The organism is Microbacterium hydrocarbonoxydans (genome assembly GCF_900105205.1).
Taxonomy (GTDB): Bacteria; Actinomycetota; Actinomycetes; order Actinomycetales; family Microbacteriaceae; genus Microbacterium; species Microbacterium hydrocarbonoxydans.
The window spans coordinates 2,388,079-2,414,490 of sequence record NZ_FNSQ01000005.1; the positions used below are offsets into that span (position 1 = coordinate 2,388,079).

Annotated in this window: 25 protein-coding genes and 1 tRNA gene; 11 read left to right on the forward strand and 15 right to left on the reverse strand. The window is 69.5% G+C overall.

The window, feature by feature from the left end; all coding sequences use genetic code 11:
• Positions 1-44: 44 nt before the first annotated feature.
• From atpB to prmC, 5 genes are all read right to left on the reverse strand, one after another.
• The gene (gene atpB / locus BLW44_RS11850; RefSeq protein WP_060928361.1) at positions 45-827 is read right to left on the reverse strand and encodes a F0F1 ATP synthase subunit A; all 783 of its coding nucleotides are present in this window, start codon (positions 825-827) and stop codon (positions 45-47) included.
• Positions 828-972: 145 nt separating this feature from the next.
• Complete coding sequence (locus tag BLW44_RS11855; protein ID WP_060928360.1) at positions 973-1,548, reverse strand: Cg1360 family ATP-synthase-associated protein; 576 nt, start codon at positions 1,546-1,548, stop codon at positions 973-975.
• On the reverse strand, positions 1,545-2,717 hold the full coding sequence (locus BLW44_RS11860; RefSeq protein ID WP_060928359.1) for an MraY family glycosyltransferase: 1,173 nt from the start codon (positions 2,715-2,717) through the stop codon (positions 1,545-1,547). The genes BLW44_RS11855 and BLW44_RS11860 overlap by 4 nt, the downstream gene beginning before the upstream one ends.
• A complete protein-coding gene (locus tag BLW44_RS11865; protein WP_060928358.1) occupies positions 2,714-3,421 on the reverse strand; it encodes an L-threonylcarbamoyladenylate synthase in 708 nt (235 codons plus the stop codon). The genes BLW44_RS11860 and BLW44_RS11865 overlap by 4 nt, the downstream gene beginning before the upstream one ends.
• Positions 3,422-3,468: 47 nt before the next feature.
• Positions 3,469-4,329: a peptide chain release factor N(5)-glutamine methyltransferase gene (gene prmC / locus BLW44_RS11870; RefSeq protein WP_060928369.1), complete on the reverse strand. Its 861-nt coding sequence runs from the start codon at positions 4,327-4,329 to the stop codon at positions 3,469-3,471.
• Positions 4,330-4,427: 98 nt separating this feature from the next.
• On the opposite strand from prmC, the gene cysK reads away from it, so the two are divergent.
• Positions 4,428-5,366 (forward strand): cysteine synthase A, encoded by a 939-nt coding sequence (cysK, locus tag BLW44_RS11875; RefSeq protein WP_060928357.1) that lies wholly within the window; start codon positions 4,428-4,430, stop codon positions 5,364-5,366.
• A gap of 7 nt (positions 5,367-5,373) precedes the next feature.
• Positions 5,374-5,943, forward strand: a complete 570-nt coding sequence (gene epsC, locus BLW44_RS11880) for a serine O-acetyltransferase EpsC (protein ID WP_060928356.1) — start codon at positions 5,374-5,376, stop codon at positions 5,941-5,943.
• A gap of 16 nt (positions 5,944-5,959) precedes the next feature.
• Here the strand turns inward: epsC and BLW44_RS11885 are convergent, their stop codons facing one another.
• Positions 5,960-6,367: a phage holin family protein gene (locus tag BLW44_RS11885; RefSeq protein WP_060928355.1), complete on the reverse strand. Its 408-nt coding sequence runs from the start codon at positions 6,365-6,367 to the stop codon at positions 5,960-5,962.
• A 48-nt stretch (positions 6,368-6,415) separates the two neighbouring features.
• Entirely contained in the window at positions 6,416-7,960 is a 1,545-nt protein-coding gene (locus tag BLW44_RS11890) for a CitMHS family transporter (protein ID WP_060928354.1), read from the reverse strand.
• Positions 7,961-8,105: 145 nt separating this feature from the next.
• On the opposite strand from BLW44_RS11890, the gene BLW44_RS11895 reads away from it, so the two are divergent.
• On the forward strand, positions 8,106-9,782 hold the full coding sequence (locus tag BLW44_RS11895; RefSeq protein ID WP_060928353.1) for a sensor histidine kinase: 1,677 nt from the start codon (positions 8,106-8,108) through the stop codon (positions 9,780-9,782).
• The gene (locus tag BLW44_RS11900; protein ID WP_060928352.1) at positions 9,779-10,432 is read left to right on the forward strand and encodes a response regulator; all 654 of its coding nucleotides are present in this window, start codon (positions 9,779-9,781) and stop codon (positions 10,430-10,432) included. Before BLW44_RS11895 ends, BLW44_RS11900 begins: the two co-directional genes overlap by 4 nt.
• 60 nt (positions 10,433-10,492) lie before the next feature.
• Here the strand turns inward: BLW44_RS11900 and prfA are convergent, their stop codons facing one another.
• The 5 genes from prfA to lysA form a co-directional block, all read right to left on the reverse strand.
• Positions 10,493-11,572 carry a peptide chain release factor 1 gene (gene prfA / locus BLW44_RS11905; RefSeq protein WP_060928351.1) on the reverse strand — a complete coding sequence of 360 codons (1,080 nt, stop codon included), beginning with the start codon at positions 11,570-11,572 and terminating at the stop codon, positions 10,493-10,495.
• Between the two features lie 11 nt (positions 11,573-11,583).
• Positions 11,584-13,542 (reverse strand): transcription termination factor Rho, encoded by a 1,959-nt coding sequence (rho, locus tag BLW44_RS11910; RefSeq protein WP_074731786.1) that lies wholly within the window; start codon positions 13,540-13,542, stop codon positions 11,584-11,586.
• A 197-nt stretch (positions 13,543-13,739) separates the two neighbouring features.
• Complete coding sequence (thrB, locus tag BLW44_RS11915) at positions 13,740-14,669, reverse strand: homoserine kinase (protein WP_060926569.1); 930 nt, start codon at positions 14,667-14,669, stop codon at positions 13,740-13,742.
• Between the two features lie 2 nt (positions 14,670-14,671).
• Complete coding sequence (locus BLW44_RS11920) at positions 14,672-15,979, reverse strand: homoserine dehydrogenase (protein ID WP_060926568.1); 1,308 nt, start codon at positions 15,977-15,979, stop codon at positions 14,672-14,674.
• 63 nt (positions 15,980-16,042) lie between these two features.
• A complete protein-coding gene (gene lysA, locus BLW44_RS11925; protein WP_060926567.1) occupies positions 16,043-17,452 on the reverse strand; it encodes a diaminopimelate decarboxylase in 1,410 nt (469 codons plus the stop codon).
• A 150-nt stretch (positions 17,453-17,602) separates the two neighbouring features.
• Here lysA and BLW44_RS11930 point away from each other — a divergent pair, with 150 nt between their 5' ends.
• Complete coding sequence (locus tag BLW44_RS11930; RefSeq protein ID WP_060926566.1) at positions 17,603-18,658, forward strand: YhjD/YihY/BrkB family envelope integrity protein; 1,056 nt, start codon at positions 17,603-17,605, stop codon at positions 18,656-18,658.
• Positions 18,659-18,661: 3 nt separating this feature from the next.
• On the opposite strand, the gene BLW44_RS11935 is transcribed toward BLW44_RS11930, so the two are convergent.
• Both BLW44_RS11935 and argS read right to left on the reverse strand, forming a co-directional pair.
• Entirely contained in the window at positions 18,662-19,519 is an 858-nt protein-coding gene (locus BLW44_RS11935) for an LmeA family phospholipid-binding protein (protein WP_060926565.1), read from the reverse strand.
• 37 nt (positions 19,520-19,556) lie between these two features.
• The gene (argS, locus tag BLW44_RS11940; RefSeq protein WP_060926564.1) at positions 19,557-21,221 is read right to left on the reverse strand and encodes an arginine--tRNA ligase; all 1,665 of its coding nucleotides are present in this window, start codon (positions 21,219-21,221) and stop codon (positions 19,557-19,559) included.
• Positions 21,222-21,291: 70 nt separating this feature from the next.
• Here argS and BLW44_RS11945 point away from each other — a divergent pair, with 70 nt between their 5' ends.
• Positions 21,292-22,101: an SGNH/GDSL hydrolase family protein gene (locus BLW44_RS11945; RefSeq protein ID WP_082724509.1), complete on the forward strand. Its 810-nt coding sequence runs from the start codon at positions 21,292-21,294 to the stop codon at positions 22,099-22,101.
• Between the two features lie 16 nt (positions 22,102-22,117).
• Positions 22,118-22,190 (forward strand) — tRNA-Arg (locus tag BLW44_RS11950).
• 65 nt (positions 22,191-22,255) lie between these two features.
• Here BLW44_RS11950 and BLW44_RS11955 read toward each other — a convergent pair.
• Complete coding sequence (locus BLW44_RS11955) at positions 22,256-23,884, reverse strand: MFS transporter (protein WP_060926563.1); 1,629 nt, start codon at positions 23,882-23,884, stop codon at positions 22,256-22,258.
• A gap of 103 nt (positions 23,885-23,987) precedes the next feature.
• Between BLW44_RS11955 and BLW44_RS11960 the strand changes: the two genes are divergently transcribed.
• The 4 genes from BLW44_RS11960 (at position 23,988) to BLW44_RS11975 (ending at position 26,406) form a co-directional block, all read left to right on the forward strand.
• Complete coding sequence (locus BLW44_RS11960; protein ID WP_174521349.1) at positions 23,988-24,419, forward strand: MarR family winged helix-turn-helix transcriptional regulator; 432 nt, start codon at positions 23,988-23,990, stop codon at positions 24,417-24,419.
• Positions 24,420-24,445: 26 nt separating this feature from the next.
• Complete coding sequence (locus BLW44_RS11965; protein ID WP_060926562.1) at positions 24,446-24,868, forward strand: organic hydroperoxide resistance protein; 423 nt, start codon at positions 24,446-24,448, stop codon at positions 24,866-24,868.
• A gap of 62 nt (positions 24,869-24,930) precedes the next feature.
• The gene (locus BLW44_RS11970; RefSeq protein ID WP_060926561.1) at positions 24,931-25,908 is read left to right on the forward strand and encodes a zinc-binding dehydrogenase; all 978 of its coding nucleotides are present in this window, start codon (positions 24,931-24,933) and stop codon (positions 25,906-25,908) included.
• A gap of 96 nt (positions 25,909-26,004) precedes the next feature.
• Entirely contained in the window at positions 26,005-26,406 is a 402-nt protein-coding gene (locus BLW44_RS11975) for a RidA family protein (RefSeq protein ID WP_060926560.1), read from the forward strand.
• Positions 26,407-26,412: the final 6 nt, after the last annotated feature.

The following is a 26,412-nucleotide window of genomic DNA, read 5'->3' on the forward strand; positions in this document are numbered from 1 at the left end:
TTGGGTGGGCCGGCAGTCGCCGACCCGCTCAGTGTCTGGTGGGCTTAGTGCTCTTCTGCGACCGCGAGCTGGATGTAGACCGCGGTGAGGACGGTGAAGACGTATGCCTGGAGGACGGCGACCAGGATCTCGAAGAGAGTGAAGGCGCCGCCGAAGGCGAGGGTTCCGACACCCAGGGCGGCCCAGCCGCCACCTGCGGTGAAGAAGAAGAACTGGGTGGCTGCGAAGCAGAGCACCAGGAGCATGTGGCCGACGACCATGTTCATCAGGAGTCGGAGCATCAGCGTGACGGGCCGGATGATGAAGGTCGAGAGGAACTCGATCGGCGTCACGATGATGTACACCGGCCACGGCACGCCCGCGGGGAACAGCGCGTTCTTGAAGAAGCCCACCGGGCTCTTCTTGATACCCGCGTAGATGAAGGTGATGTAGCTCACCAGGGCGAGCGTCAGCGGCACGGCCGCGATGCTCGTTCCGGCGATGTTCAGGAACGGGATGATTCCCGTGATGTTCATGAACAGCACCATGAAGAAGATGGTGGTGAGGATCGGCAGGAATCGGTTGCCGTCCTTGCGTCCGAGCAGATCGTGCGCGATGTTGGAGCGGACGAAGTCCAGCCCCATCTCGACGACGCTCTGGAAGCGGCCGGGAACGACCTTCATCCGGCGGGTTCCGAGAACCAGCAGCAGGACCACGACCACGACGGCGAGGAACTGGACGAGGTGGATCCGGTGGACGGGGATCCCGGCAACGTTGAAGAGGATCTCCGGGAAGAACTCGTCGATCGAAGGTCCGTGGAACTCGCCGTCAGAGGCGAGTTTGGGCATCAGGGTCGCAGCAAGATTGAACAGCGCGGGCTCCAGCTTCGGGGCACCGGTCAGAACCGGGGCGACGATGGTCGGTGTGCTTCAAGCGCAAGCGCTCGCGGGCGAGCGGCGGGCACGTGTCAACACTATCAGAATAAAGGGTGTCCTAAGACCGCGCGGACGCTTCGTCCGGCCCGTCCTGGTCGGCGGGTTCCGCGACGATGTGGTGCCGCCCCGGTGCCCGATCCTCCGGCACGACCGTGGGCAGCTGCACGCCGGGAGCCCGGTCGTCCTGCACCTCCGACGGGAGCGATGCGTCGCTGACGTGCGGCAGCCGCATCCGCGTGATGACGATCACGTCGATGACGAGAGTCGCGACGACGCCCGTGACGATGGAGAGGAAGAACACGATCGGGTGGATCCAGGGCTGACCGCTCAGCACGATCATGATCACGACGAAGAGGCCGAGCTTGAGGAGCCATCCCCCGAGCACGATCGCGAAGAACAGCTGCACGTAGAGGGGATCGCCGAACCAGCGGTTGGCGATCAGGATGCTGAGGGCGGTGATGCCGAGGAACAGCATCGCGAGCACGACCCCGAGCAGGCCGCTCACGAGGCCCTCCGTCTCGCCGACGAGCAGGCCGATGCCGCCGGCCACGATCGCGAGGACCACCATGGAGACCGCAGACCAGATCAGCGTCCTCCGCAGGATCGGGTTGCTGGATACGGGGCTCGGGCTCATGAGGGCTCCACGGGTGTCGGGTCGGGCTCGGCGGCCGCCGCGGACTTCCGGCGGCGGAGAGGGTTCAGGGTGATGACCAGGCAGGCGGCGATGCCGATGACTCCGAAGACCACGCCGGGGATGTACTGGCCCGGCCAGTCCTCACGTGCGCCGACGTACATCAGCAGCACGGCGAGGGAGATCACCGCCGTCCAGGCGTAGAAGATCAGGACGGCGTCACGATCGCGGTGGCCGAGGTCGAGCATGCGGTGGTGCAGGTGCTTGCGGTCGGGCGAGAACGGCGACTTGCCGGCGTTCATCCGGCGGAGCACCGCCAGGCCGAAGTCGAGCAGCGGCAGTAGGACGACCAGCAACGGCAGCAGGATCGGGATGAAGGCACCCAGCAGCTGCGAGCGGCCGAGCCGCTCCGGGTCGAGCGCTGAGGGCTCGAGCTGACCGGTGACGGCGATCGCCGACGTCGCCATGAGGAGGCCGAGCACCAGCGCACCGGAGTCGCCCATGAAGAGCTTCGCGGGGCTCCAGTTCAGCGGCAGGAATCCGAGGCACGCGCCGATGAGGACCGCGGCGAGGAAGGAGGCGAGGTTGAAGTAGCTGGAGGCGCCGGTGTCGCGCGTCAGGATGTACGAGTAGGCGAAGAACACGCCGTTCGCGATCAGGCAGACCCCGGCGACGAGCCCGTCCAGCCCGTCGATGAAGTTCACCGCGTTCATGACGATGACGATCGCGAACATCGTGATCGTGATGCTGAGCCAGCTGGAGAAGACGATCAGGTCGCCGAACGGCAGCGACAGGATCTGCAGCCCGCCGCCGACGGTGATGATCCCGGCGGCGAGGAACTGCGCACCCAGCTTGATCATCCAGTCGAGATCCCACAGGTCGTCGACCACGCCGATGACGGCGATCAGGAGCGCTGCCGCGAGGATCGACCACATCGTCTGCGGCGGCATCCACATGTTCGCGAAGAACGGATTGGCCGCCGAGACGCCGATCGCGGTCGCGATGCCGAGGAAGATCGCCACTCCGCCGAGGCGCGGTGTCGGGGTGGTGTGCACGTCGCGCTCGCGGATGCCCGGATAGAGCTTGAACCGCAGGCTGAGACGCCAGACCGCCCACGTCAGCGCGAAGGTGATCGCTGCGGTGAGGATGATCGTGAAGAGATACTGCTTCACGAATCCTCGTCCGCTTGCGTCGGCTGCACGGCGGGCTCGAGGAGATCGCCGAGAACCTCCTCCAGCCGCTCGCGGCTGACCGCACCGGAGCGGAGGATGCGCACCCCGCCGGTCACGGGCTCCGCGCCGCGCGGCACGAGGGAGGTCGCGTCGACGATCGTCGAGGCGATGCCGTCGCGGCTCACCCCGTCGGAGAGGTAGACCGCGACGCTGTCGCCGAGCATCCGCTCCGCGTCCAGCGCGGAGATCGCCGCGTCCTGGCCGGTCAGGTTGGCGCTGGAAACAGCGAGCGGTCCGGTCTCGGCCAACAGCTCGAGCGCGACACGCCCCTCCGGCATCCGGACGGCCACGGTGCCCTGCGTCTCGCCGAGATCCCAGGCGAGCGAGGGCTGCGCCGGGAGGACGATCGTGAGCCCGCCGGGCCAGAAGGCGTCGACGAGACGCTGCACGGGCTCCGGGACGGACTCCGCGAGCGCGTGCAGGACCTCTTTCGAGCCGACGAGCACGGGCGGCGGCTGGTTGCGGCCACGGCCCTTCGCATCGAGCAGGCGCTGCACGGCAGCCGGGGAGAAGGCGTCGGCGGCGACCCCGTACACGGTGTCGGTGGGCATCACGATGAGTTCGCCGCGGCTGATCGCCTGGCGTGCGTGGCGCATCCCGGCGAGGAGCTGGGCCTCGTCGCCGCAATCGAAGATGGAGGACATGACGGTGCGATTCTATCGGGCGATGTCTGTGGAGGCGGTGACCGGTCTCAGGGGCGCAGAGCCGTGGTCGCCCTGTCACGCAGGGTGAGATCGCGATGCGTCGCCGCCGCACGCCATCCGTCGCGGGTGAGGATGCTGCGGATCTCCTCGCCCTGCAGCTCGCCGTGCTCGATGACGAGGAGTCCGCCCGGATGCAGCAGCTCGAGCGCGCGCACGCTCAGCACGCGGACGATGTCGAGTCCGTCCTCTCCCCCGTAGAGAGCCATCGACGGATCGAACAGGCGCACCTCGGGGTCGCGCGGGACCGCCGCGTCCGGCACGTACGGCGGGTTGGAGATGACGACGGATGCGGTACCGTCCAACTCCGAGAACGCCTGGGCCAGATCCTCGTTCACGAGCGTCAGGTTGGCCACGCCCGCGGTGTTGCGCGCCGCCCAGGGGTAGGCGTCTGGCGAGAGCTCGGTCGCGAAGATCCGCGAGTGGGGCACCTCCGTGGCCATCGCGAGAGCGATCGCGCCGCTGCCCGTGCCGAGGTCGATGCCGATCGGCGCCGGCAGCGGAGACCCGAGCAGCGCGTCGATCGCGTACTGCACGACGGTCTCCGTCTCCGGCCGCGGCACGAACACGCCGGGGCCGACCGCGAGCTCCAGGTGCCGGAACGGGGCGGTCCCGGTGATGTGCTGGAGCGGCTCCCTCGTGGCCCGACGAGCGACCAGCGTCTCGAGCACGGCCGCCTCCTCCTCAGACACCGAGTCTCCGCGGATCAGCGCGGCCTGCACTTCGCCGCGGCGCAGACTCAGTGCGTGCCCGGCGAGGAGCTCGGCGTCGACGAGAGGATCCGAGACGCCGGCATCGGCGAGCCGCTGCGCGGCGGCGTGCACCGCGGAGGCGAGGGAGATGTCGGGCATCATCCCAGCGTAGAGCGCGCGAGGTGTCATATTGACCTCTCGCCATCGCCCCTCGCCTAGGCTGGAGCCGCAGTCACCCCGCACAGGAAGGCTCTCCCATGACCGGAATCCACCCCGACATCACCACGGCGTTCGGCAACACCCCGCTGGTCCGGCTGAACCGGGTCACCGAGGGCCTCGGCGCGACGGTGCTCGCCAAGCTCGAGTTCTACAACCCGGCGTCGAGCGTCAAGGACCGGCTCGGCATCGCGATCGTAGACGCCGCGGAGGCATCGGGTGAGCTGAAGCCCGGAGGCACGATCGTGGAGGCCACCAGCGGCAACACCGGTATCGCCCTGGCGATGGTCGGCGCCGCGCGCGGGTACAAGGTGATCCTCACGATGCCCGCATCGATGTCGAAGGAGCGGCGCCTCCTTCTCAAGGCATTCGGTGCCGAGCTCGTCCTCACCGACCCGACCAAGGGCATGACGCACGCGATCGCCGAGGCGGAGGCCATCGCTGAGCGCACGCCCGGCGCGGTGCTGGCGAAGCAGTTCGCGAACGAGGCGAACCCCGCGATCCACCGCCGGACCACCGCCGAGGAGATCCTCCGCGACACGGAGGGCTCCGTGGACTACTTCGTCGCCGGCATCGGCACCGGCGGCACCATCACCGGCGTCGGCCAGGTGCTGAAGGAGCGCATTCCGGGCGTGCAGATCGTCGCTGTCGAGCCCAAGGACTCCCCCATCCTCACCGAGGGACACCCCGGACCGCACAAGATCCAGGGAATCGGACCGAACTTCGTGCCCCCGATCCTTGATCGTGATGTCCTCGACGAGGTCATCGACGTCACCTTCGACGACGCCATCCGCGTCGCGCGGGAGACCGCGAGCAAGGAGGGCATCCTCGTGGGCATGTCCAGCGGCGCCGCGATCTGGGCGGCTCTGCAGGTCGCCCAGCGCCCGGAGGCTGCGGGGAAGACCATCGTCGTCATCATCCCGTCGTTCGGCGAGCGGTATCTCTCGACGGCGCTCTACGAGGATCTGCGCGAGGCCTGAACATCCGATGGACATGATCGGCCGAATGCGCGAGGACATCGCGGCAGCGCGCCTGCGCGACCCGGCGGCCCGTAGCGGCGCTGAGGTCGCGCTGCTGTACCCCGGACTGCACGCGATCTGGGCGCATCGCGTCTCGCATGCGCTATGGCGGCGGAGGCTGCGTCTGCTCGCGCGGGCGACGTCGCAGATCTCTCGCTGGCTCACCGGCGTGGAGATCCATCCCGGCGCCAGGATCGGACGCCGTTTCTTCATCGATCACGGCATGGGTGTCGTGGTCGGCGAGACCGCCGAGATCGGCGACGACGTGATGCTCTATCACGGCGTGACCCTCGGTGGACGCACGCGCGACGCCGGCAAGCGTCATCCCACCCTCGGCGACGGCGTCGCTGTGGGAGCGGGCGCGAAGATCCTCGGGCCCATCACGATCGGCGCGGGCTCCGTGGTCGGCGCGAACGCCGTCGTCACCCGCGACGCCCCGGCCGACAGCATCCTGGTCGGTGTGCCGGCGAAGCCGCGCACACGCCTCACGGGCGAGGACACCAGGGCGATGCTGACGGCCCCGGACTACTCGATCTGAGCCGGCTGCGGCGCGGTCAGGCGCGGCGCGACCGGACCTTGTCGACCTTCTTGCGCAGGAAGATCAACGGCAGCAGCACGCTGCCCAGCGCCGTGATCAGCCAGACGATGACCGACCCCAGCAGCCAGCCGGCGAGATCGACGATGCGCAGACCGCCGATCGGGAGCAGCACCACGACGATGAGTGCGATCAGAGTCGAGAAGATGCCGATCCCGCCCATCAGGACCGGCGCATAGCGGTCGGCGATCCGACTCACCCAGGGCGACAGCACGCTCTGCAGGATCGCGAAGATCAGGATGCAGACGACGAACCCCCACCACCGGTCCCACTGGATCTGGAAGCCGTCGAGCACCAGATCGGCCACGATGAGGCCGAGGCCGGCGGACACGACGTACATCAGTGCGCGGAACAGGAAGGTGATCACGGGCCGAGCATAGCGCCGCCCGTGCTCGCCCCGCGATGGGATGCCGGGTCACTGCGCCACGAAGAACGGGATGGCGCCGGACACGATGCCGACACCGAGCATCACCAGCGAGACGATGACCGCGCGCCAGAGGACCTTCTTGTGATGATCCCCGAGGTTCACGCTCGCGAGCGACACGAGCAGCAGGATCGCCGGCACGAGAGGGCTCTGCAGATGCACCGGCTGGCCGATGATCGACGCGCGCGCCATCTCGACCGGATCGATGCCGAACGACGCGGCGCTCTGCGCCAGCACCGGCAGGATACCGAAGTAGAACGCGTCGTTCGACATGAAGAAGGTGAACGGGATCGACAGGATTCCGGTGATCGGCGCGAGGTAGGGTCCGAGCGCCGGCGGCAGGACATCGGTGATCCACGTCGCCATGGCATCCACCATCCCTGTTCCGGAGAGCACACCGACGAGCACGCCGGCGGCGATCACCATCGAGACGACGCCCACGATGCTCGGCGCGTGCGCCACGATCTCGGACGCCTGGTCCTTGATGGTGCGGAAGTTGACCAGGAGCGCGACGGCGGCCCCGACCATGAAGACGTACGGCAGCGGCATGATGTCGATCACGAGGAGCACCATCACGGCGAGCGTGAGCGCCAGGTTGAACCAGATCAGTCGCGGTCGCAGCGTCGGTCGCGCGGGATCCAGCATGGTGTCGGCCATGGCGGTGTCGGCGAGGTCGACGCTCGCCGCCGAGACGGGACCGTGGCCACCGGCGACCACGACGATGTTGCCGGTGCGCAGGGCCGCGCGGGCTCCGGGCGTCGTGTCGGCGCCGCGGAAGATCTTCGGAACGGTCGACAGGGCGCCGCCGTCGGTGCCGGTGAGGAGCCCTGCGGAGTCGAGGCGCCCGAGGCGTCGACGCTCCTGCAGGCCCAGCATCCACGCGAACCCGAGGGTCACGATGATGCCGACTCCGAGCGCCGGCAGCATCGGGACGAAGATGTCAGTGGGCTGGAGGCCGAGCGCGGTCGCCGCCCGCACTGTCGGGCCGCCCCAGGGCACGATGTTGAGCGTGCCGTTCATGAGGCCGGCCACGCAGGTGAGCACCACGGGGCTCATGCCGAGCCGGAGATAGATCGGCAGCATGGCGGACGTCGTGATGATGAAGGTCGTCGACCCGTCGCCGTCGAGGGAGACCGCTCCGGCGAGGATCGCCGTGCCGAGCACCACCTTCGCCGGATCATCGCCGAGCACCCGGGTGATGACCCGGATGAGCGGATCGAAGAGACCGACGTCGATCATGATGCCGAAGAACATGATCGCGAACATCAGCAGGGCGGCGGTCGGAGCCATCGTCGCGATCGAGTCGAGGATCATGTCGCCGAGGCCGAGACCGGCTCCCGCGATGAGGCCGAAGATCGTGGGAACGAGGATCAGCGCCACCATGGGCGTCAACCGCTTGGTCATGATCAGCGTCATGAACGCGAGCACCATCGTGAATCCGAGCAGCACCAGGATCCATTCCGGGGGCACGAACGCCACGTCGTACGTGGGCGTCTCTTCTGCGGCCGCGAACAGGCCGGTGAGTGCATCGGGCATGCGCTGACTCCTTCGTCGTCGATCCGTCCTCTGCGACGGATCCTGACGAGACTAGGCAATCGTCCGCCGCGGGATGCGATATCCCGCATTCCCTGCCGTTGTGCGCGTACCGTTGGTTCTGCGCATATTGCGCGAAGGGGGCACGATGTCGACGACGATCAGACCACGGTTCGCCACCCGGGCGCTCCTGCTGCACCTGGCGACGGTCGCGCTGGTGGTCGGGTTGTGCACCGGCGTCTACCTCGCCCTCGCGGTCCAGCAGCTGCGGGCGGAGGCGGAGTCGACGGCCCTCGGAATCGCGAGGACGCTCGCCGAGGACCCGCAGGTGCGATCGGACGTGGCCCGTATCTCGGCGGAGAGCGACCGGCCGGATGCCGAGGCGCTGAGGTCCGGCCCGCTGCAGCGGATCGCGATGAGCGTCGCGGAGCGCACCGACGCTCTCTTCGTCGTGATCACCGACGAAGACGGCATCCGCCTCGCCCATCCCACGAGCGAGCGCATCGGCGAGGTCGTCAGCACCCCGTTCGCCGCGGTGCTCGCCGGCAACGAGGTCGTCGACTGGCAGACCGGGACCCTCGGCGAATCCGCGCGAGCCAAAGTGCCCGTGCGAGACGCGGCCGGCGTGCCGGTCGGAGAAGTCAGCGTCGGTTTCGAGCGCACCGGGGTCTTCGACGACCTCCCTCCCCTGCTCACGGTGATCGGCATCTCGGCGGCGGCGGCGCTCACGCTTGCACTCCTCACGTTCCTCCTGCTGCGCCGCCGCTGGGAACGACTCACGCTCGGGGTGCAGCCCGAGGAGCTCGTCGCCCTCGTCCAGAATCAGACCGCCGTCCTGAACGGCGTCGACGACGGCGTCCTCGCCGTCGACGGGAGCGGCATCGTCAGGGTGAGCAATGCCGCTGCGGATCGGATGCTCGGTCTCGACGCTCCGATCGGGCGCCCGATCGCCGACCTCGGGCTCCCGACCGCGGTCCGCGATACCGCGGCAGGAGACGGCGCCCATTCCAGCGCAGTCGTCGACGGGCGCGTGCTGTATCTCGATTCCCGTCCGGTCGTGCGCGACGATCGCCCGCTCGGTCGGGTGCTGATCGTCCGGGACCGCACCGATCTCATCGCGCTGACTGATCGGCTCGAGAGCGTCCGCGCCGTCACCGCAGCGCTGCGTGTCCAGCGACACGAGTTCGCCAATCGCATGCATGTCGCCGCCGGTCTCATCGACGCCGACCGGATCTCCGATGCACGCGCCTTCCTCGGCGAGCTCGTCGCCCGTGGCTCCGTCGCGTTCCCCGTTGCGGGGCTCGACCTGCTGAGCGACCCCTTCCTGCATTCCTTCCTCGGCGCGAAGGGCATCGAGGCGAGCGAGCGCGGAGTCGCGCTGCGCATCGCCGAGGAGACCCAGCTGATCGGCACGGTCGTGGAGCCGGAGGATGTCGCCGCGGTCCTCGGCAACCTCGTCGACAACGCCGTGACCGCCGCCGTCGCCGGACCGCGATCGCCCCGCTGGGTGGAGGTCGCGGTGCTGGGCGACGGCGATGCCCTCGTGGTCACGGTGGCCGACTCCGGGGCCGGTTTCGGCCTCGACGACCCGCTGGCGCTCCACGAGCGCGGGACCCAGCCGGATCGCCGCAGCGAGAGCACGGCCGACGGCGAGGCCGCCCACGGGCATGGACTGGGCCTCCCCCTTGCTCGCGAGATCGCCCGCGGCAGTGGCGGGGACCTCTGGATCATCGACCTCGGCGGCGAGGCACACGGCGCCGTGGTCGCCGCCCGACTCCGCGGTGCCGTCTCCGGCATCCCGACTTCTCCGAAGGAGACCGAATGAACGACTCCCTGCGCGTCCTGATCCTCGACGACGACTTCCGCGTCGGTCAGCTGCATCGGGACATCATCGACGACCAGCCCGGCTTCACCGCGCTCGAACCGGTCCGCTCGATCGCCGAGGCGCGCGAGGGCCTGCGCTCATCGACACCGGATCTGCTCGTCGCCGACGTCTTCCTGCCCGACGGGGACGGCATCGCCCTCGTGCGGGAGACAGGTGTCGATGCGATCCTCATCTCCGCCGCCGATGACGGCCCCACCGTGCGACGGGCCCTGCGTTCCGGCGCGGTCGGATACCTGATGAAGCCGTTCGAGCGCCGCGCTCTCACGAATCTTCTCGACCGGTACTCGCGCTACCGCAACCTCCTCGCCGGGGAGCGGCCGCTGCGTCAAGACGACACGGATCGTGCCCTGGCGATCCTGCACGGCTCGGGCGAACCGGTGTCCGTCTCACGATCCGCGACCGAGCAGCTGGTGCTCGCCGCTCTCGGCGACGGCGAGGCCTCTGCTGCCGAGGTCGGCGAGCGGGTCGGCATCTCCCGGGCGACAGCGCAGCGGCACCTCGCCGCGCTCGCTGCGCGGACGGTCGTGGAGGTCCGGCTCCGCTACGGCGCGACCGGGCGCCCGGAGCACCGGTACGCCGTCCGCTCCTGATCAGACCGGATGTCGCTCACGGGCCCGTCAGGATCCCGACGGGCGCCGTGAAACGCCGGCTCAGGACTCCGAGCCGACAGCCGCGAGACGCGCTTCTTCGTCGGCCTGGATGGCGCTCTCGATGATCGGCTCGAGCGCGCCGTCCATCACCTGGTCGAGGTTGTACGCCTTGAATCCCGTCCGATGGTCGGCGATCCGGTTCTCGGGGAAGTTGTAGGTGCGGATGCGCTCCGAGCGGTCCATGCCACGGATCTGCGACTTGCGGGCGTCGGATGCCGCGGCATCCAGCTCCTCCTGCTGCTTGGCGAGGAGCCGTGCGCGCAGGACGCGCATCGCGGCCTCTCGGTTCTGCAGCTGCGACTTCTCATTCTGCATCGAGACGACGATGCCGCTCGGCAGGTGCGTGATGCGCACTGCGGAGTCGGTCGTGTTGACGGACTGACCGCCCGGCCCCGACGAGCGGAACACGTCGATCTTGAGATCGTTCTGGTTGATCGCGATCTCGTCCGGCTCATCGACCTCGGGAAAGACCAGCACGCCGGTGGTCGAGGTGTGGATGCGTCCCTGCGATTCCGTCGCCGGCACCCGCTGCACGCGGTGCACGCCGCCCTCGTACTTGAGGTGCGCCCAGACGCCCTGCGCGGGGTCGGACGAGGACCCCTTGATCGCGACCTGGACGTCCTTGTATCCGCCGAGATCGGACTCGTTGCGCTCGAGCAGCTCGGTCTTCCACCCCTTGGAGGCGGCGTACTGGATGTACATGCGCAGCAGATCGGCGGCGAACAGCGCCGACTCCGCACCGCCCTCCCCCGCCTTGATCTCCATGATCACATCGCGGGCGTCGTCGGGGTCGCGCGGGATGAGCAGGCGCCGGAGCCGCTCCTGGGTCTGCTGGACCCCCGCCTCGAGTGCGGGGATCTCGGCGGCGAACGCCTCGTCCTCGCGGGCGAGCTCGCGCGCGGCATCCAGATCGTCGGATGCCGCCACCCACGCCTCGTGGGCGGCGACGATCCTCGACAGCTCGGCGTAGCGGCGATTGACGCGCTTCGCGCGGGCGGCGTCGGCGTGCACCGCCGGGTCGGAGAGCTCCTCCTGCACCCGGCGATGCTCGTCGATCAGAGTCTGGACGGACTCGAACACGGTGGCTCCGCTCAGCGGATGTTGTTGTCGTGGCCGTGCGCGCCCGAGGGCAGCGTCGGAATCGACTTCTGCATCTGCACGAGGAACTCCACGTTCGAGTGGGTCTCCTTGAGCTTGCCGAGGACGACCTCGAGCGCCTGCTGCTGGTCGAGACCCGCGAGGGCACGGCGCAGCTTCCAGGTGATCTTGACCTCGTCGGTGGAGAGCAGCATCTCTTCACGGCGGGTGCTCGACGCGTTGACGTCGACCGCGGGGAAGATCCGCTTGTCGGCCAGCTGGCGCGACAGACGCAGCTCGCTGTTGCCGGTGCCCTTGAACTCCTCGAAGATGACCTCGTCCATCTTGGAGCCGGTCTCGACGAGCGCGGTCGCGAGGATGGTGAGCGATCCACCGTTCTCGATGTTGCGCGCCGCACCGAAGAAGCGCTTGGGCGGGTAGAGCGCCGAGGCGTCGACACCGCCCGAGAGTACGCGACCGGAGGCGGGGGCCGCGAGGTTGTAGGCACGACCCAGGCGGGTGATCGAGTCGAGCAGCACGACGACGTCGCGACCGAGCTCGACGAGACGCTTGGCGCGCTCGATGGCGAGCTCGGCGACCGTGGTGTGGTCCTCAGCGGGGCGGTCGAAGGTCGAGGCGATGACCTCGCCCTTCACCGTGCGCTCCATGTCGGTGACCTCTTCGGGGCGCTCGTCGACGAGCACGACCATGAGGTGGACCTCGGGGTTGTTCTGCGCGATCGCGTTGGCGATCTGCTGCAGCACGATCGTCTTGCCGGCCTTCGGGGGCGCGACGATGAGGCCGCGCTGGCCCTTGCCGATCGGGGCGACGAGGTCGATGATGCGCTGCGTCAGCTTCTCGGGTGCCGTCTCCAGGCGCAGGCGCTCCTGGGGGTACAGCGGGGTGAGCTTGCCGAACTCCACGCGGGTGGCCGCATCGTCGATCGACAGTCCGTTGATCGAGTCGACCTTCACCAGGGCGTTGTACTTCTGACGCCCCTGCTGCTCGCCCTCGCGCGGCTGCTTGATCGCGCCGACGATCGCGTCGCCCTTGCGCAGGTTGTACTTCTTGACCTGGCCGAGCGAGACGTAGACGTCGCTGGGGCCGGCGAGGTAGCCGGTGGTGCGCACGAAGGCGTAGTTGTCGAGGACGTCGAGGATGCCCGCGATCGGGATCAGGACGTCGTCCTCGCCGATCTCGGTGTCGAACTCGTCGGTCGGCACTCCGCCACGGCGCTTGTTGCGCTGACGGTTGCGACCGTTGCCGCCCTCGTCGTCGGAGGCGTTCTGCTGCTGCGGCTGCTGCTGCTGAGACTGCTGCTGCTCGCCACCGTTGCCGTTGCCGTTCTGGCCACGACCGCGGTTGCGGCTGCGGTTGCGGTTGCGACCGCGGCCGCCCTGCTCGTCGCCTCCGTCTGCGGAGTCGGAGGAGTCGCCGGACGGAGCGGACTCGGCGGGAGCCGCCTCCGACTGCTTCTCTGCAGCGGGCTGCTCGGCGTCGGCCGCCGGCTTCTTGGCGGTGCGACGGCCACGCCCGGTGGTCTTCTTCGGCTCGTCCGAGCCCTCGGCGCTCTCGGGGGCCGGGGCGGCGGGCGCCTCAGCGGCTGCGGCCGGTGCGTCGGCAGGGGCCGCAGCACTCTCGGCGGCCGGAGCAGGCTCGGCGTCGGCCTTCTTGGCTCGGCTGCGGCGAGGAGCCTTGGCCTTCGGCGCCTCGGCGGCGGGCGCCTCAGCGGCCGACGACTCGGATGCGCCCGAGGTGGATGCCGCCGGGGCGGCGTCGGCGGGAGCGTCCGCCGCAGCGGCCTTCTCGGCCTTGGCAGCGGCGGTGGCCGTGCTCGCCCGGCGCGGCGCGCGCTTGCGGGCCGGTGCCACCTCGGTCGCGGCGGTGGCCGCCGCGTCGGAGCTCACGGCCTGTGCCGGAGCTTCAGCGGCAGATGCCGCCTGGTCGTTCTGGGTCTCGGAGAAATTCTCCACGAGTACTCCCTCTTTGGTCTCGGAGACATGAGCGGTACGCGCACAACGGGTGCTGCGCGCGGTCGCACGGGCTGACGCTCGGCGCCAGCCAGCCTCGGCACTGGGTTCTCAGAAAGAACGAGGTTCTCGGAAAGAGCAGTGCCACAGGGGTTTGCGTGCGGGTCTTGCAGAGTTGCAATGGGGCCAGATTCACGCAGTTACGTGGAGCCCTCCGCTCGATCCCCCACTGTACCACCACGGACGTCGACCGCGAGCAGGAGCGCATCCCACGGGGTGTCGGTCGTGGATTCGGCGAGCTCGACGGCGTCCTGTCGACTGCCGGGACCGTCCGCGAGGACGAGGACGCTCGGGCCTGCCCCCGAGACGACGGCTGCGAAACCGGCGGCGCGCAGCGCCTGCACGAGGCGCTGCGTCTCGGGCATCGCCTCGGCGCGGTAGTCCTGGTGGAGCCGGTCGGCCGTGGCGTCGAACAGCAGCTCGGGGCTCTGGGTCAGTGCCGCGATGAGAAGGGCGGAGCGCGAGACGTTGAACACCGCATCCGCCGTCGAGACCTGCGGCGGCTGCAGCGAGCGCGCCTTGGAGGTCGACATCGTGTACGAGGGCACCAGCACCAGCGGCGAGACGCCGCGGTGCACGAGCAGCTTCTTGTGCTGGGGTCCGCGCTCTCCGACCCACGCGATCGTCAGTCCGCCGAACAGCGCGGGGGCGACGTTGTCGGGGTGCCCTTCGATCTCGGTCGCGAGACGCAGCATATCGGCATCGCTGATCTCGATGTCGCCCTCGAGCAGCCCCTTGGCCGCAAGGATGCCTGCGGCCACCGCCGCTCCGGAGGATCCGAGACCGCGGCCGTGCGGGACGCCGTTCTCCGCGACGATCCGCAGACCGGGGAGCGGGCGGTCGACGTCGGCGTACACGTGCGCCACCGTGCGGACGATCAGGTTCGAGCCGTCGCGCGGGATCTCGCCCGCACCCGATCCCGAGACCTCGATCTCGAGCTCTCCTGCGGGGAGTTCGGTGACCAGCAGTGTGTCGTAGACGCTGAGCGCGAGGCCGAGAGTGTCGAATCCGGGGCCGAGGTTCGCGCTGGTCGCGGGGACCGTGACCTCGACCGAGCGCCCTGCGGCCATCGTCACTCGCCTTCCACGCGCAGCACCGAGACCACGCGCTCGACCACGGAGCTGTCGGCGAGGGCATCGACGGTGGCGCTGAGAGCGGCATCCGTGGCCCGGTGGGTGCCGATGACGAGTCGAGCAGTCGGCTCAGCCTCGCCCTCGACCGTCTGCACGACGGTCGCCACCGACACGTCGCCGTCGCTGAGGATGCCGGCGACGGTGGCGAGGACGCCCGGTGCGTCCGAGACCTCGAGCGTGATCTGGTAGCGCGTCGTGACATGTCCGATGGGCACGACCGGCAGGTTTGCGCGGGTCGACTCGCCCACGCCCACTCCGCCGGCGATGTGGCGGCGGGCGGCCGACACGACGTCGCCGAGGACAGCGGATGCCGTCTGCACGCCGCCCGCTCCCGCGCCGTAGAACATCAGGGAGCCGGCGGCCTCCGCCTCGACGAACACGGCGTTGTTCGCGCCGTGCACCGAGGCGAGCGGGTGCGACTGCGGCACCAGCGCCGGGTAGACGCGGACCGAGATCGACTCGGCGCCGTTGGCCTCGATGCGCTCGCAGACGGCGAGGAGCTTGATGACGAAGCCGGCTGCCCGCGCCTCCTCGATCATCGACGCGGTGATCGAGGTGATGCCCTCGCGGTGCACCGCGTCCAGCGGCACGGCCGTGTGGAAGGCGAGGCTGGCGAGGATCGCCGCCTTCTGCGCGGCGTCGTAGCCCTCGACGTCCGCAGTGGGGTCGGCCTCCGCATAGCCGAGACGCTGGGCGTCGGCGAGCACGTCGGCGAAGTCGGCGCCCTCGGTGTCCATGCGGTCGAGGATGTAGTTGGTGGTGCCGTTCACGATGCCCATGATGCGCACGACGCGGTCACCGGCGAGCGAGTCGCGCAGCGGACGGATGATCGGGATCGCCCCGGCGGCGGCGGCCTCGTAATAGACGGAGGCACCCACCCGGTCAGCCGCTTCGAAGAGCTCGGGACCGTGGGTGGCGAGCAGGGCCTTATTGGCCGTGACGACGTCGGCGCCGGAGCCGATCGCCTGCAGGATGCTGGTGCGAGCGGGCTCGATGCCGCCGATCAGCTCGATCACGATGTCGGAGCCGAGGATCAGCGACTCGGCATCCGTGGTGAAGAGATCCTTCGGAAGGTCGACGTCGCGCGGGGCGTCGAGGTTGCGCACGGCGATCCCGGCCAGCTCGAGAGCGGCGCCAGCGCGGTCGGCGAGCTCGTCGCCATGGCGCAGCAGGAGGTCGGCCACCTGCGAGCCGACCGCGCCGGCGCCCAGGAGCGCCACCCGAAGTCGTCGATACTCAGTCGTCATTGCTTCTCCTTAGGAGGGTGGTCGGTGGTGGATCGTGAGGAGCCGCGCGGGCCGCGGCTCCGATCAGCGGTCGATCCCGGTGGCGTCGATGCCGGTATCCCGCGCGAGGACATCTGCGATGGTCTCGCCGCGGACGATGACCGACGACCTCCCGTCGCGCACGGCGACGATCGGAGGACGAGGGACGTGGTTGTAGTTGCTCGCCAGCGGTGCGCAGTAGGCGCCGGTGGCGGGCACCGCCAGCAGGTCGCCGGGCGAGACGTCGGCGGGGAGGAACTCGTGGTCCACGACGATGTCGCCGGATTCGCAGTGCTTGCCGACCACGCGGCTGAGTCGAGCTTCGCCCACCCCGGCGCGCGAGGCGAGGCGGGCGGAGAACTGGGCGCCGTAGAGGGCGGGGCGCGCGTTGTCGCTCATCCCGCCGTCGACGCTGATGTACCGACGGCTGGTGCCGGCGTCGAGCGAGACGTCCTTGGTGGTGCCCACCTCGTAGAGCGTCACCCCTGCGGTGCCGACGATCGCCCGACCCGGCTCGAACGAGAGGGCGGGGACGGCGATCCCGCGCGCCTCGCATCCCTCGGCGACCGCATCGACGATCTCGGCAGCCAGGGTCTCGATCGGCGTGGGGTCGTCGACGCTGGTGTACGCGATCCCGAACCCCCCGCCGAGGTTGAGCTGCGGCACGGGTCCGTCTTCGAGCAGTGTGGCGTGGAGCTCCAGCACCCGCGCGGCGGACTCCCGGAATCCGGCGACGCCGAAGATCTGCGACCCGATGTGGCAGTGCAGACCGGCGAACTCGATGCCGGGGATCTCGCGGATGCGGGCGACCGCCTGCTCCGCCTCGGCGAGCGGGAATCCGAACTTCTGATCCTCGTGCGCGGTCGCGAGGAAGTCGTGGGTCTCGGCATGCACACCGCTGATCACACGGACCAGCACGCGCTGGACGGTACCCGTCCGCGCGGTGATCGCCGCGAGCCGCTCGATCTCGATCGCGCTGTCGACGATGATCGTGCCGATGCCGACGTCGACGGCCCGCTCGAGCTCGGCGACAGACTTGTTGTTGCCGTGGAACCCGAGGGATGCCGGAGCGACACCCGCCGCGAGTGCGACCTCGAGCTCGCCCCGGGTACACACGTCGATGCGAAGGCCCTCGTCGATGACCCAGCGGGCCACGGTGGTGGTCAGCAGTGCCTTGCCGGCGTAGTAGACCTGCGCGGTGGTGCCGTGATCGGCGGCCGCGGCGTCGAAGGCGAGACGGAAGGCCCTGGCGCGCGAGCGCACCTCGTCCTCGTCGACCACGAGCAGCGGAGTGCCGTAGGTCTGCGCGAGCTCGGTCGCGGGGATCCCGGCCAGCTGGATGACGCCATCCGCGTCGCGAGCGGCGGATGCCGGCCAGACGGCACTCGGGAGGTCGTTCACGTCGTCGGGCACGACGAGCCATTCCGGGACGAGCGAATCGGCAGGGGAGAGCAAGGATCACCAATCGTGGGACGGGTCTCGGGCGGGCGGGCGCACTGCGAGGTTGCCCCCGATTCTAGGGCACCGCCCATGCCGCGTCCGTCATGGTGACACCCCGCGTCAACCCCCTGCGACCACGTCGGCGCCCCTCCTAAGGTGGTGAGGGTGAGCACCGAATCCGCAGCATCCGAAGCCCGCCGGCCTGGTCCGATCCCGCGTGCCATCGCCGCAGTGATCCGCTGGGCGCTGAGGCTGCGCCCCGTGCGCGCCTTCCTGCTGTACTCGGAACGCCGAGGCGCGATGCTGGCCGACAGCGTGACCTATCGTGCGCTGTTCAGCGTCTTCGCGGCCGTGCTGCTCGGCTTCTCCGTCGCGGCTCTCTGGCTCGCGGGGAACCCCGAGGCGTGGCGCGCGATCATCGACGCCGTGCAGTCGGTCGTCCCTGGTCTCATCGGCGAGAACGGTGTGGTCGACCCTGCCGACCTCCGCGAACCTCTCTCCCTCTCGATCGCGGGAGCCGTCTCGACCGTGGCGCTGATCGGCTCCGCCTTGGGTGCCGTCGGGTCCTTGCGGACCGCCGTGCGGGTCCTTGCCGGGACCGCCCATGACGACGTCCTGTTCATCTGGGTGCTGCTGCGCAACCTCCTGCTCGCCGTCGGAGTCGCCGCCCTGTTCGTCGCCGCGGCCGCGGTCACCTTCGTCGGCCGGCTCGGGATCAGCTGGGTCAGCGGACTGCTCGGCATCCCGGAGGACTCCCCCGTCGCCACCTGGAGCCTTCGCATCATCTCGCTGCTGGTGGTGCTGGCTTTGGACACGGTGCTGATCGCCGGGGTGTTCCGCCTGCTCTCCGGCGTGCACGCCTCCGCGCGCTCCCTGTGGATCGGCGCCCTCGTGGGCGGCGTCGGACTCCTCGTGCTGCAGGAGCTCTCCGGCCTCTTCATCGGCGGCGCGACGAGCAACCCGCTCCTCGCCTCGTTCGCCTCGCTGCTCGCACTGCTGATCTGGCTGAATCTGTCGACCCAGGTGATCCTGATCGCGTGCGCCTACATCGTCACCTCGGAGGAGGAGCGTCACGACCGGGTGCATGCCCGCTTCGGCGCGGCGACCTTCGAGCAGCGCCGGGTGCAGCGGGCGGAGGCCGAGGTGACGCTCGCGACCTCCGAGCTCAGGGCCGCGCAGCAGGCCGAGAGCGAGGCGCGTGCGAAGGTGTCCGCGGACTGACTATCAGCCCTGCGGGCACACGCCCTTCTCCAACAGGGCCTGATCCGTGGCGATCGCACCGTCGACGTCCACGTCGATCACCGCATCCGAGCCCTCGATCTCGAGCCCGGTGAGCGTGATCCCGGCCGGCAGCTGGTCGGCGATGCAGATGCGCTGCGTCTCGGTGAGGCGTCCGCCCAGGGAACCGAGCGATGAGCCGACCTGATCCGCATCGACCTCCAGTCCGCCGATGGTCAGACCGACCGGCGTGAGCTCGAGATCCCCCTCGGCCACGCCCGGCGTCACGGTCAGCGAGATCGGGATCGCGATGCCGAGCACCGTCACCGACCCCGCGACCGTGGCGTTCGGGGACTCCAGCGTCACCGTCTCGATCGGGAGCTCGGTGCCCTCCAGAAGTGTGGTGAACTGCGACTCGTCGATGCGGATGGTGCCGGAGGCGCCGCGCAGGTCGCCGCCTCGCAACGGCACGCCGGTCGCGGTGACGTCGACCGCACCCGTGATCCCCTGCAGCGTCACCGAGTCGGTCGACAGATGCAGCGTGTCGAGGGTACCGCCGATCAGCTGCGGCACGAGGATGCCGTCGGCTTCGACGTCGAGCTCCTGATCGGCCGGCAGGTCGAGCTGGTCGATGACGAGGGAGCGCACGACGCCGGGAAGGATCGAGCGGACGACGAGCTCCGCGGCGACCGCGAGCAGCGCCAGGACCACCACGACGATCAGCAGGACCCACGGCCACCGCTTGCGTCGACGCTTCGCCGGGGCGACTGCGACCGCATCCTCCCCCGTCCCACCGGGGATCACGAGCGTCGGATGCTCGGAATCGCCGGCCGGATAAGGGAGGGTGTGGTTGTCGTCGCTCATGCTGCCATCCTGCCCTACAGCGCGGACGACGGCCGGGTCACATGCGCTCGGGAGCGGACACGCCGAGCAGGTCGAGACCGTTGCGGAAGACCTGGCCCGCGGCGTCATTGAGCCACAGTCGCGTGCGGTGCACCGTCTCGATCGGGTCGTCGCCCTGCGGGATCACGCGGCAGTTGTCGTACCAGCGGTGATACAGGCCGGCGAGCTCTTCGAGGTAGCGGGCGACGCGGTGGGGTTCGCGCACCTCGGCGGCGAAGGCGACGATGCGGGGGAACTCCTGCAGAGCGCCCAGCAGTGCGGCCTCGGTCTCGTGCGTCAGCGTCTCGGGTGCGAACTCCGAGCGGTCCACCCCGGAATCGGCGGCGTTGCGGGCGACGTTGTGCGTGCGGGCATGCGCGTACTGCACGTAGAAGACCGGGTTGTCGTTCGTCCGCTTCTGCAGGACGTCGAGGTCGATGTCGAGGTTGGAGTCGGTCGAGCTCCGCGTCAGGGCGTACCGTGCCGCGTCCACGCCGACGATCTCGACCAGGTCCTCGAGGGTGACGACGGTGCCAGCGCGCTTGGACATGCGCATCGGCTGGCCGTCGCGCACGAGGTTGACCATCTGCCCGATGAGGATCTGCAGGTTGACGTTCGGCTCGTCGCCGAAGGCGGCGCACATCGCCATGAGCCGCTGCACGTAGCCGTGGTGATCCGCACCGAGCATGATGATGCACCGGTTGAAGCCGCGCTCGCGCTTGTTCAGGTAGTAGGCGAGGTCGCCGGAGATGTAGGCGGGCTGTCCATCCGACTTCACCACGACCCGGTCCTTGTCATCTCCGAACTCGGTCGTGCGCAGCCAGAGCGCACCGTCGGCCTCGAACATGTGGCCGAGCTCCTGCAGCCGCGAGATCGCACGTTCGACGGCGCCCGACTCGTGCAGGTCGTTCTCGTGGAAGTACACGTCGAAGTCCACGCCGAACTCGTGCAGGCTCGCCTTGATCTCGTCGAACATCAGATTCACGCCGTGCGCGCGGAAGGCTTCCTGCAGGTCCTCCGGCGAGAGTGCCGAGAGATCGCCGTCGTAGGCGAGTTCGACGCGCTTGGCGATGTCGAGGATGTATCCGCCGCCGTATCCGTCTTCCGGGGTCGGCTCGCCCAGGTGAGCGGCGACGAGGCTGCGGGCGAAGCGATCGATCTGCCCGCCGTGGTCGTTGAAGTAGTACTCCCTGGTGACCTTCGCTCCCTGCGCGGTGAGCATGCGCGCGAGCGAGTCGCCGACCGCGGCCCAGCGGGTACCGCCGAGGTGGATGGGGCCGGTCGGGTTCGCGGACACGAACTCGAGGTTGATCGTCTCGTCCGCACGGGAGTCGTTGGTCCCGTAGGCCGAGCCCGCGTCGACGATGAGCTTCGCCAGGGCGCCGGCGGCTGCGGCATCCAGCCGGATGTTGATGAACCCGGGCCCTGCGACCTCGGCGTTCTGCACGCCGTCGACCTGTGCGAGGCCGTCGGCGATCTGCTGCGCGAGCTCGCGGGGGTTCGTCGCGAACTGCTTGGCGAGGCGCATCGCGATGTTCGAGGCCCAGTCGCCGTGGTCCCGGTTGCGGGGACGCTCGAACACGATGTCGGATGCGGTGAGCGTGAACGGCTCGCCGGGACGTCGTTCCTCGGCGATCGGGGCGAGGACGGCGAGGAGGGCTTCGGCGAGCGTTTCAGGGTTCATAGACCACCCAGTTTACGGCGGGTCGGGCCGCCGAATTTGCGCAGGCGGTTTCGTGATCTACAGTCATGCCATGAAGGCCGCGTCCACCCGCCACAGTCTGCCCGTCGCGGGTCTCGTCGTAGCCGTCGTCCTGGCCGTCGCGGCCGTGGTCCTCGGCGTCTGGCGTCCGTGGGTCCCGGTGCCCTCGACCGCCCCGGTCGGAGCCGCCGCGACGGATGAGGAAGCGGTCGAGATCGCACCGGTTCCGCTGCTCCTTCCCGAGCATCCGACCGTGCTGGTCTTCGGCGATTCCTGGACGTACGGCTCGGCGGCCACCGAGCCGACGCTGGGGTACGCGTACGTGCTCGCCGACCTCCTCGGTGGCGAGACGATCGTGAACGGCGTCCGCGGCAGCGGGTACCTGAAGCCCGGTCTGGACGGTCCCGCGTTCGGAGAGCGCATCGCCGCCCTGGATCCTGCGCTCTCCCCCGACCTGATCATCATGCAGGGGTCGATCAACGACCGCGCCCAGGGCGAGGCCGGCTACCGCGGGGCGGTCACCGCCGCCTGGGATGCGATGTCGGCGAAGTACCCGGAGGCGACGATCGTCATCCTCGGCCCTGCCCCGCACGAGCTGCCGGTGGGAGCTGAGACCGCGCGAATCGACACCGACCTCGGTGCACTCGCCGCGGCCAGAGGCTGGTGGTACATCTCCCCCATCGCACAGGACTGGATCACCGAGCAGAACTATCTCGCGGTCATCGACGTGGAGGTCGGACGCAAGCATCCCTCCACCGACGGCCACCGCTACCTGGCCGAGAAGCTCGCCGCCGCGCTCGCGGAACTCGGCGACGCGCCGGTCACCGAGGCCGGTGGGTCGGAGACCACTCCCGAGCAGTGATATTGTCGATCGGTACGCCTCCGTAGCTCAGTGGATAGAGCGCCGGTTTCCGGTACCGTAGGTCGCAGGTTCGACTCCTGTCGGGGGCACATACAACCGCACACGCGAAAACCCCCGCCTGTCTCAGGCGGGGGTTTCGTGCGTCCGGTGCGCGCTACGAGCGGTCCGGTTCGGCGTGCGCTTCCACCTCGTCCGCGCCCTCGGACTCTCGGGTCCGCCCGGAGCCCGATCCGAGCGAGATCGTCGACAGCAGTCCCAGCGCCAGGAAGCCAGCCGCCGTCCACGCGGCGAACCGCGTGCCGTCCGAGAACGCCGCCTCGGCGTCGTCCGCGATCGCGGCGGTGTCCGGGTTCGCCTGGAGCCCGCCGATCGCCGCGCCCGCACTGTCGACGACGGCGGACACGATCTGATCGCGCTGCTCATCCGGCACGCCACGCGCGTCGAGGGAGGACGCGAGGATGCCGGCTGTGCTGGTGAACAGCACCGTGCCGAGCACGGCCACGCCGAGCGCCGCGCCGAGCTGGCGCGACGTCGACTGCGTGCCGGAGGCTGCACCGCTGTCGGCGACCGGGACATCGGCGAGGACGACTCCGGTGAGCTGCGCGGTCGCGAGTCCGACGCCGAGGCCGTAGACGAAGAGGAACGGGATGAGCGGCAACCACGATGCGTCCGGCCCGATGACGAAGCCCACCCCGGCGACACCGACGACCTCGGCGACGAGTCCGGCGCGCACGACCCAGACCGGGGCGATCCTGCCGCTCGCCGCGCCCGCCGCGCCGCTCGCGACGAACGAGCCTCCCGCCAGAGCGAGCAGCAGCAGCCCGGTCTGCAGCGCGTCGAAGCCGAGCACGAACTGCAGCCACAGCGGCAGCGCCAGGATGACTCCGAACTCGCCGAGGGAGACCACGGTCGCCGCGATGTTGCCGTTGCGGAACGACGGGATGGAGAACAGACGCAGAGCCAGCAAGGTCGATCGACCGTGGCGCTCGCGGCGCACGCCCCAGGCGATGAACGCGGCGAGCGCCACCAGGGCGAGCGCGAACGCGAACGGGATGGGCGAGAGGTCGAACGGCCAGCTCCAGTCGCCGATCTGCGGGCGCTGATCGACCAGCCACCACCCGTAGGTGCGTCCCTCGATCAGTCCGAAGACGAGGCTCGCCATCGTGACGACCGACAGCACCGCCCCGACCACGTCGATCCGAGATGTCCGGTCGCTACGCGACTCCGCGACGGTGAGCAGCACGCCGATGATGATGAGAATGCCGAGCGGGATGTTGATGCCGAAGGCCCACCGCCAGGAGAAGGCCGTCGTCAGCCAGCCCCCGAGAAGCGGGCCGAGTGCGGCCATACCGCCGATGGTCGATCCCCAGACGGCGAATGCGATGCCGCGCTCGCGCCCCCGGAAGGTCGCATTGATGATCGAGAGGGTGGTCGGCAGGATCATCGAGCCGCCCACCCCCTGCGCGAGGCGGGCGAGGATCAGCATCCCGCCATCCGGAGCGGATGCGGCGAGCACCGAGGATGCGGCGAAGATCACGACGCCGATCAGCATCACCCGTCGCCGGCCGAACCGGTCGGCCAGGCTGCCGAACACGAGCAGCAGCGCGGCGAAGACCAGCGTGTAGGCCTCCTGCACCCACTGCACCTCGGTCGAGGTGATGCCGAGGTCGTCGACGATCGCCGGGATCGCGACGTTCACGATCGTCGAGTCGACGATGATCAGCGAGACCGCGATGCTGATGAAGACGAGGCCGACCCAGCGCAACCGAATGTACCGTTCCATGACTACTAGCTTAGCTAGCTAAATCTCACCGGGGGTCGGATCGCCATCTCCCGGTTCCACTGATTAGGTTGTGCACAATTCAATCGCGTGCAATACTCAAGGAATGGCCGTGACCGATGAGATGGTGTGCTTCTCGCTGTATTCCGCCGCCCGCGCGACGACGCAGGCGTACCGCACGCTCTTGGCACCGTGGGGTCTGACGTATCCGCAGTACCTCGTCCTCGCGATCCTCTGGATGGAGGGCGAGCAGACGATCGGCTCGCTCGGCGACGCGATGCAGCTGGACTCCGGCACCCTCTCGCCCCTCGTGCGCCGCCTCGAGCAGGCGGGCTTCGTGGCGCGCGCCCGCAGCACGGCCGACGAGCGTGTCGTCACCGTGGGCCTGACCGATGCGGGTACCGCGCTGCGCGCCGAGGTCGCGCCCGTGCACACCCGGATCGCGGCCCTCGCCGGCATGCAGGACGACGACGAGCGGCACCGCCTGATCACCGAGCTGCAGGAGCTGACCGCGCGACTGCAGCGCGCCGACGACTGACCACCCCAACGGAAGGAATCCAAACGATGGATGCTCTCTACACTGCCGAAGCACTCGCCACCGGTGCAGGCCGGAACGGCCGCGTCGCCACGAGCGACGCCCGCCTCGACCTGGATCTCGCCATCCCGAAGGAGATGGGAGGCAGCGGCGACGGCGCGAACCCCGAGCAGCTGTTCGCCGCCGGCTACGCCGCGTGCTTCCACTCCGCCTTGCAGACCGTCGCACGCTCGCAGAAGGTGAAGATCACGGACTCCTCGGTCGGAGCGCGCGTGCAGATCGGTTCGAACGGCGAGGGCGGCTTCGGACTCGCGGTGCAGCTCGAGGTCGTCATTCCCGACCTGCCGCACGATCAGGCCCAGGCTCTCGCCGACGCGGCGCACCAGGTCTGCCCGTACTCCAATGCGACCAGGGGCAACATCGAGGTCGAGATCACCGTCACCGACGACTGATCGACACCTGAGCTTCCCGACGACCCACAGACCGATCCCCGACCATCCCACAAGGAGGCACCATGCGCGCACTCACCCACGACACCTTCGGAGAACCCGAAGAGGTCCTCACCGTCACCGAGCGCCCCACCCCGAACCCCGGCCCCGGCCAGGTGCGCCTGCGGATCGTGCTGTCGCCGATCCACAACCACGACCTGTGGACGATCCGCGGCACGTACGGCTTCAAGCCGGAGCTCCCCGCGGCATCCGGCACCGAGGCGCTCGGCGTGGTCGACGCGCTCGGTGAGGGCGTCGACCACCTCGCCGTCGGACAGCGCGTCGCGACCGGCGGCACGTTCGGCGCCTGGGCGGAGTACGTCGTGGCACCCGCCGCCGGCCTCATCCCCGTGCCAGACGCGCTCAGCGACGAGAGCGCCGCACAGCTCGTCTCGATGCCGTTCAGCACCATCAGCCTGCTGCAGTTCCTCGGGGCGGAGAAGGGCGACTGGATCGTCCAGAACGCCGCCAACGGCGCGGTGGGCCGCATGCTCGCCCAGCTCGGTGCGGCACGCGGCGTGAACGTGCTCGGACTCGTGCGTCGCGCTGCCGGAGTCGATGAACTGCGCGATCAGGGCATCGAGAACGTGGTCTCCACGGATGCGGACGACTGGCGCGAGCAGGTCGCCGAGATCACCGACGGCGCGCACGTCGCCTTCGGCATCGACTCGGTGGGCGGCAGCTCTGCGGGTGACGTGCTCTCTCTCCTCGGCGAGGGCGGGACCCTCGTCGCGTTCGGCGCCATGAACTCCCCCACCATGGAGATCGCATCGGGAGACGTGATCTTCAAGCAGGCCACCGTCAAGGGCTTCTGGGGCAGCAAGGTCATCCAGACAATGGATGCCGAGACCCGCGGCGCACTGTTCGGCGAGCTGATCCAGCGCGTCACCGACGGCACGCTCACCCTTCCCGTCGCCGGGATCTTCGACGCTGCCGATGCCGCGGATGCGGTCCGCGCGAGCAACACCGCGGGTCGCGTCGGCAAGGTGCTCCTGCGCTTCTGATCCCACGGTGCGCAGGGTGCGCAGGGTGCCGGCACGGCAAGCGAGGTGTATGTGCACCCCGTCGCGGATGTCCGTGGCGGGGTGCACACTGCACCCATGGAGATCACCCTGACACAGCCGGCGGGACTCGTCGCGAGTCCCGCCTTCAGCCGCGTCGCCGTCGTGCCGCCCGGCGCGACGACGATCCACATCGGCGGCCAGAACGGCGTCGACGAGACGGGCGCGCTCATCTCGGCGGACGCCGCCGAGCAGTCGCTCCGCGCCGTCCAGAACGCTCGTCTCGCCCTCGAATCAGCCGGAGCAGGGCTCGACGACGTCATCAGCTGGACCATCTACATCCACCAGGATGCCGATCTGCGCGCCGCCTACGGGGCTGTCGCCTCGACGCTCGCACGCGAAGGCGCTCCCCCGCTCGTGACCGCTGCGCTCGTGGCCGGTCTCGGCGTGCCGGGGGCACTGATCGAGGTGAGTGCGATCGCCGCGGTCATCCGAGAGTGATCGCCG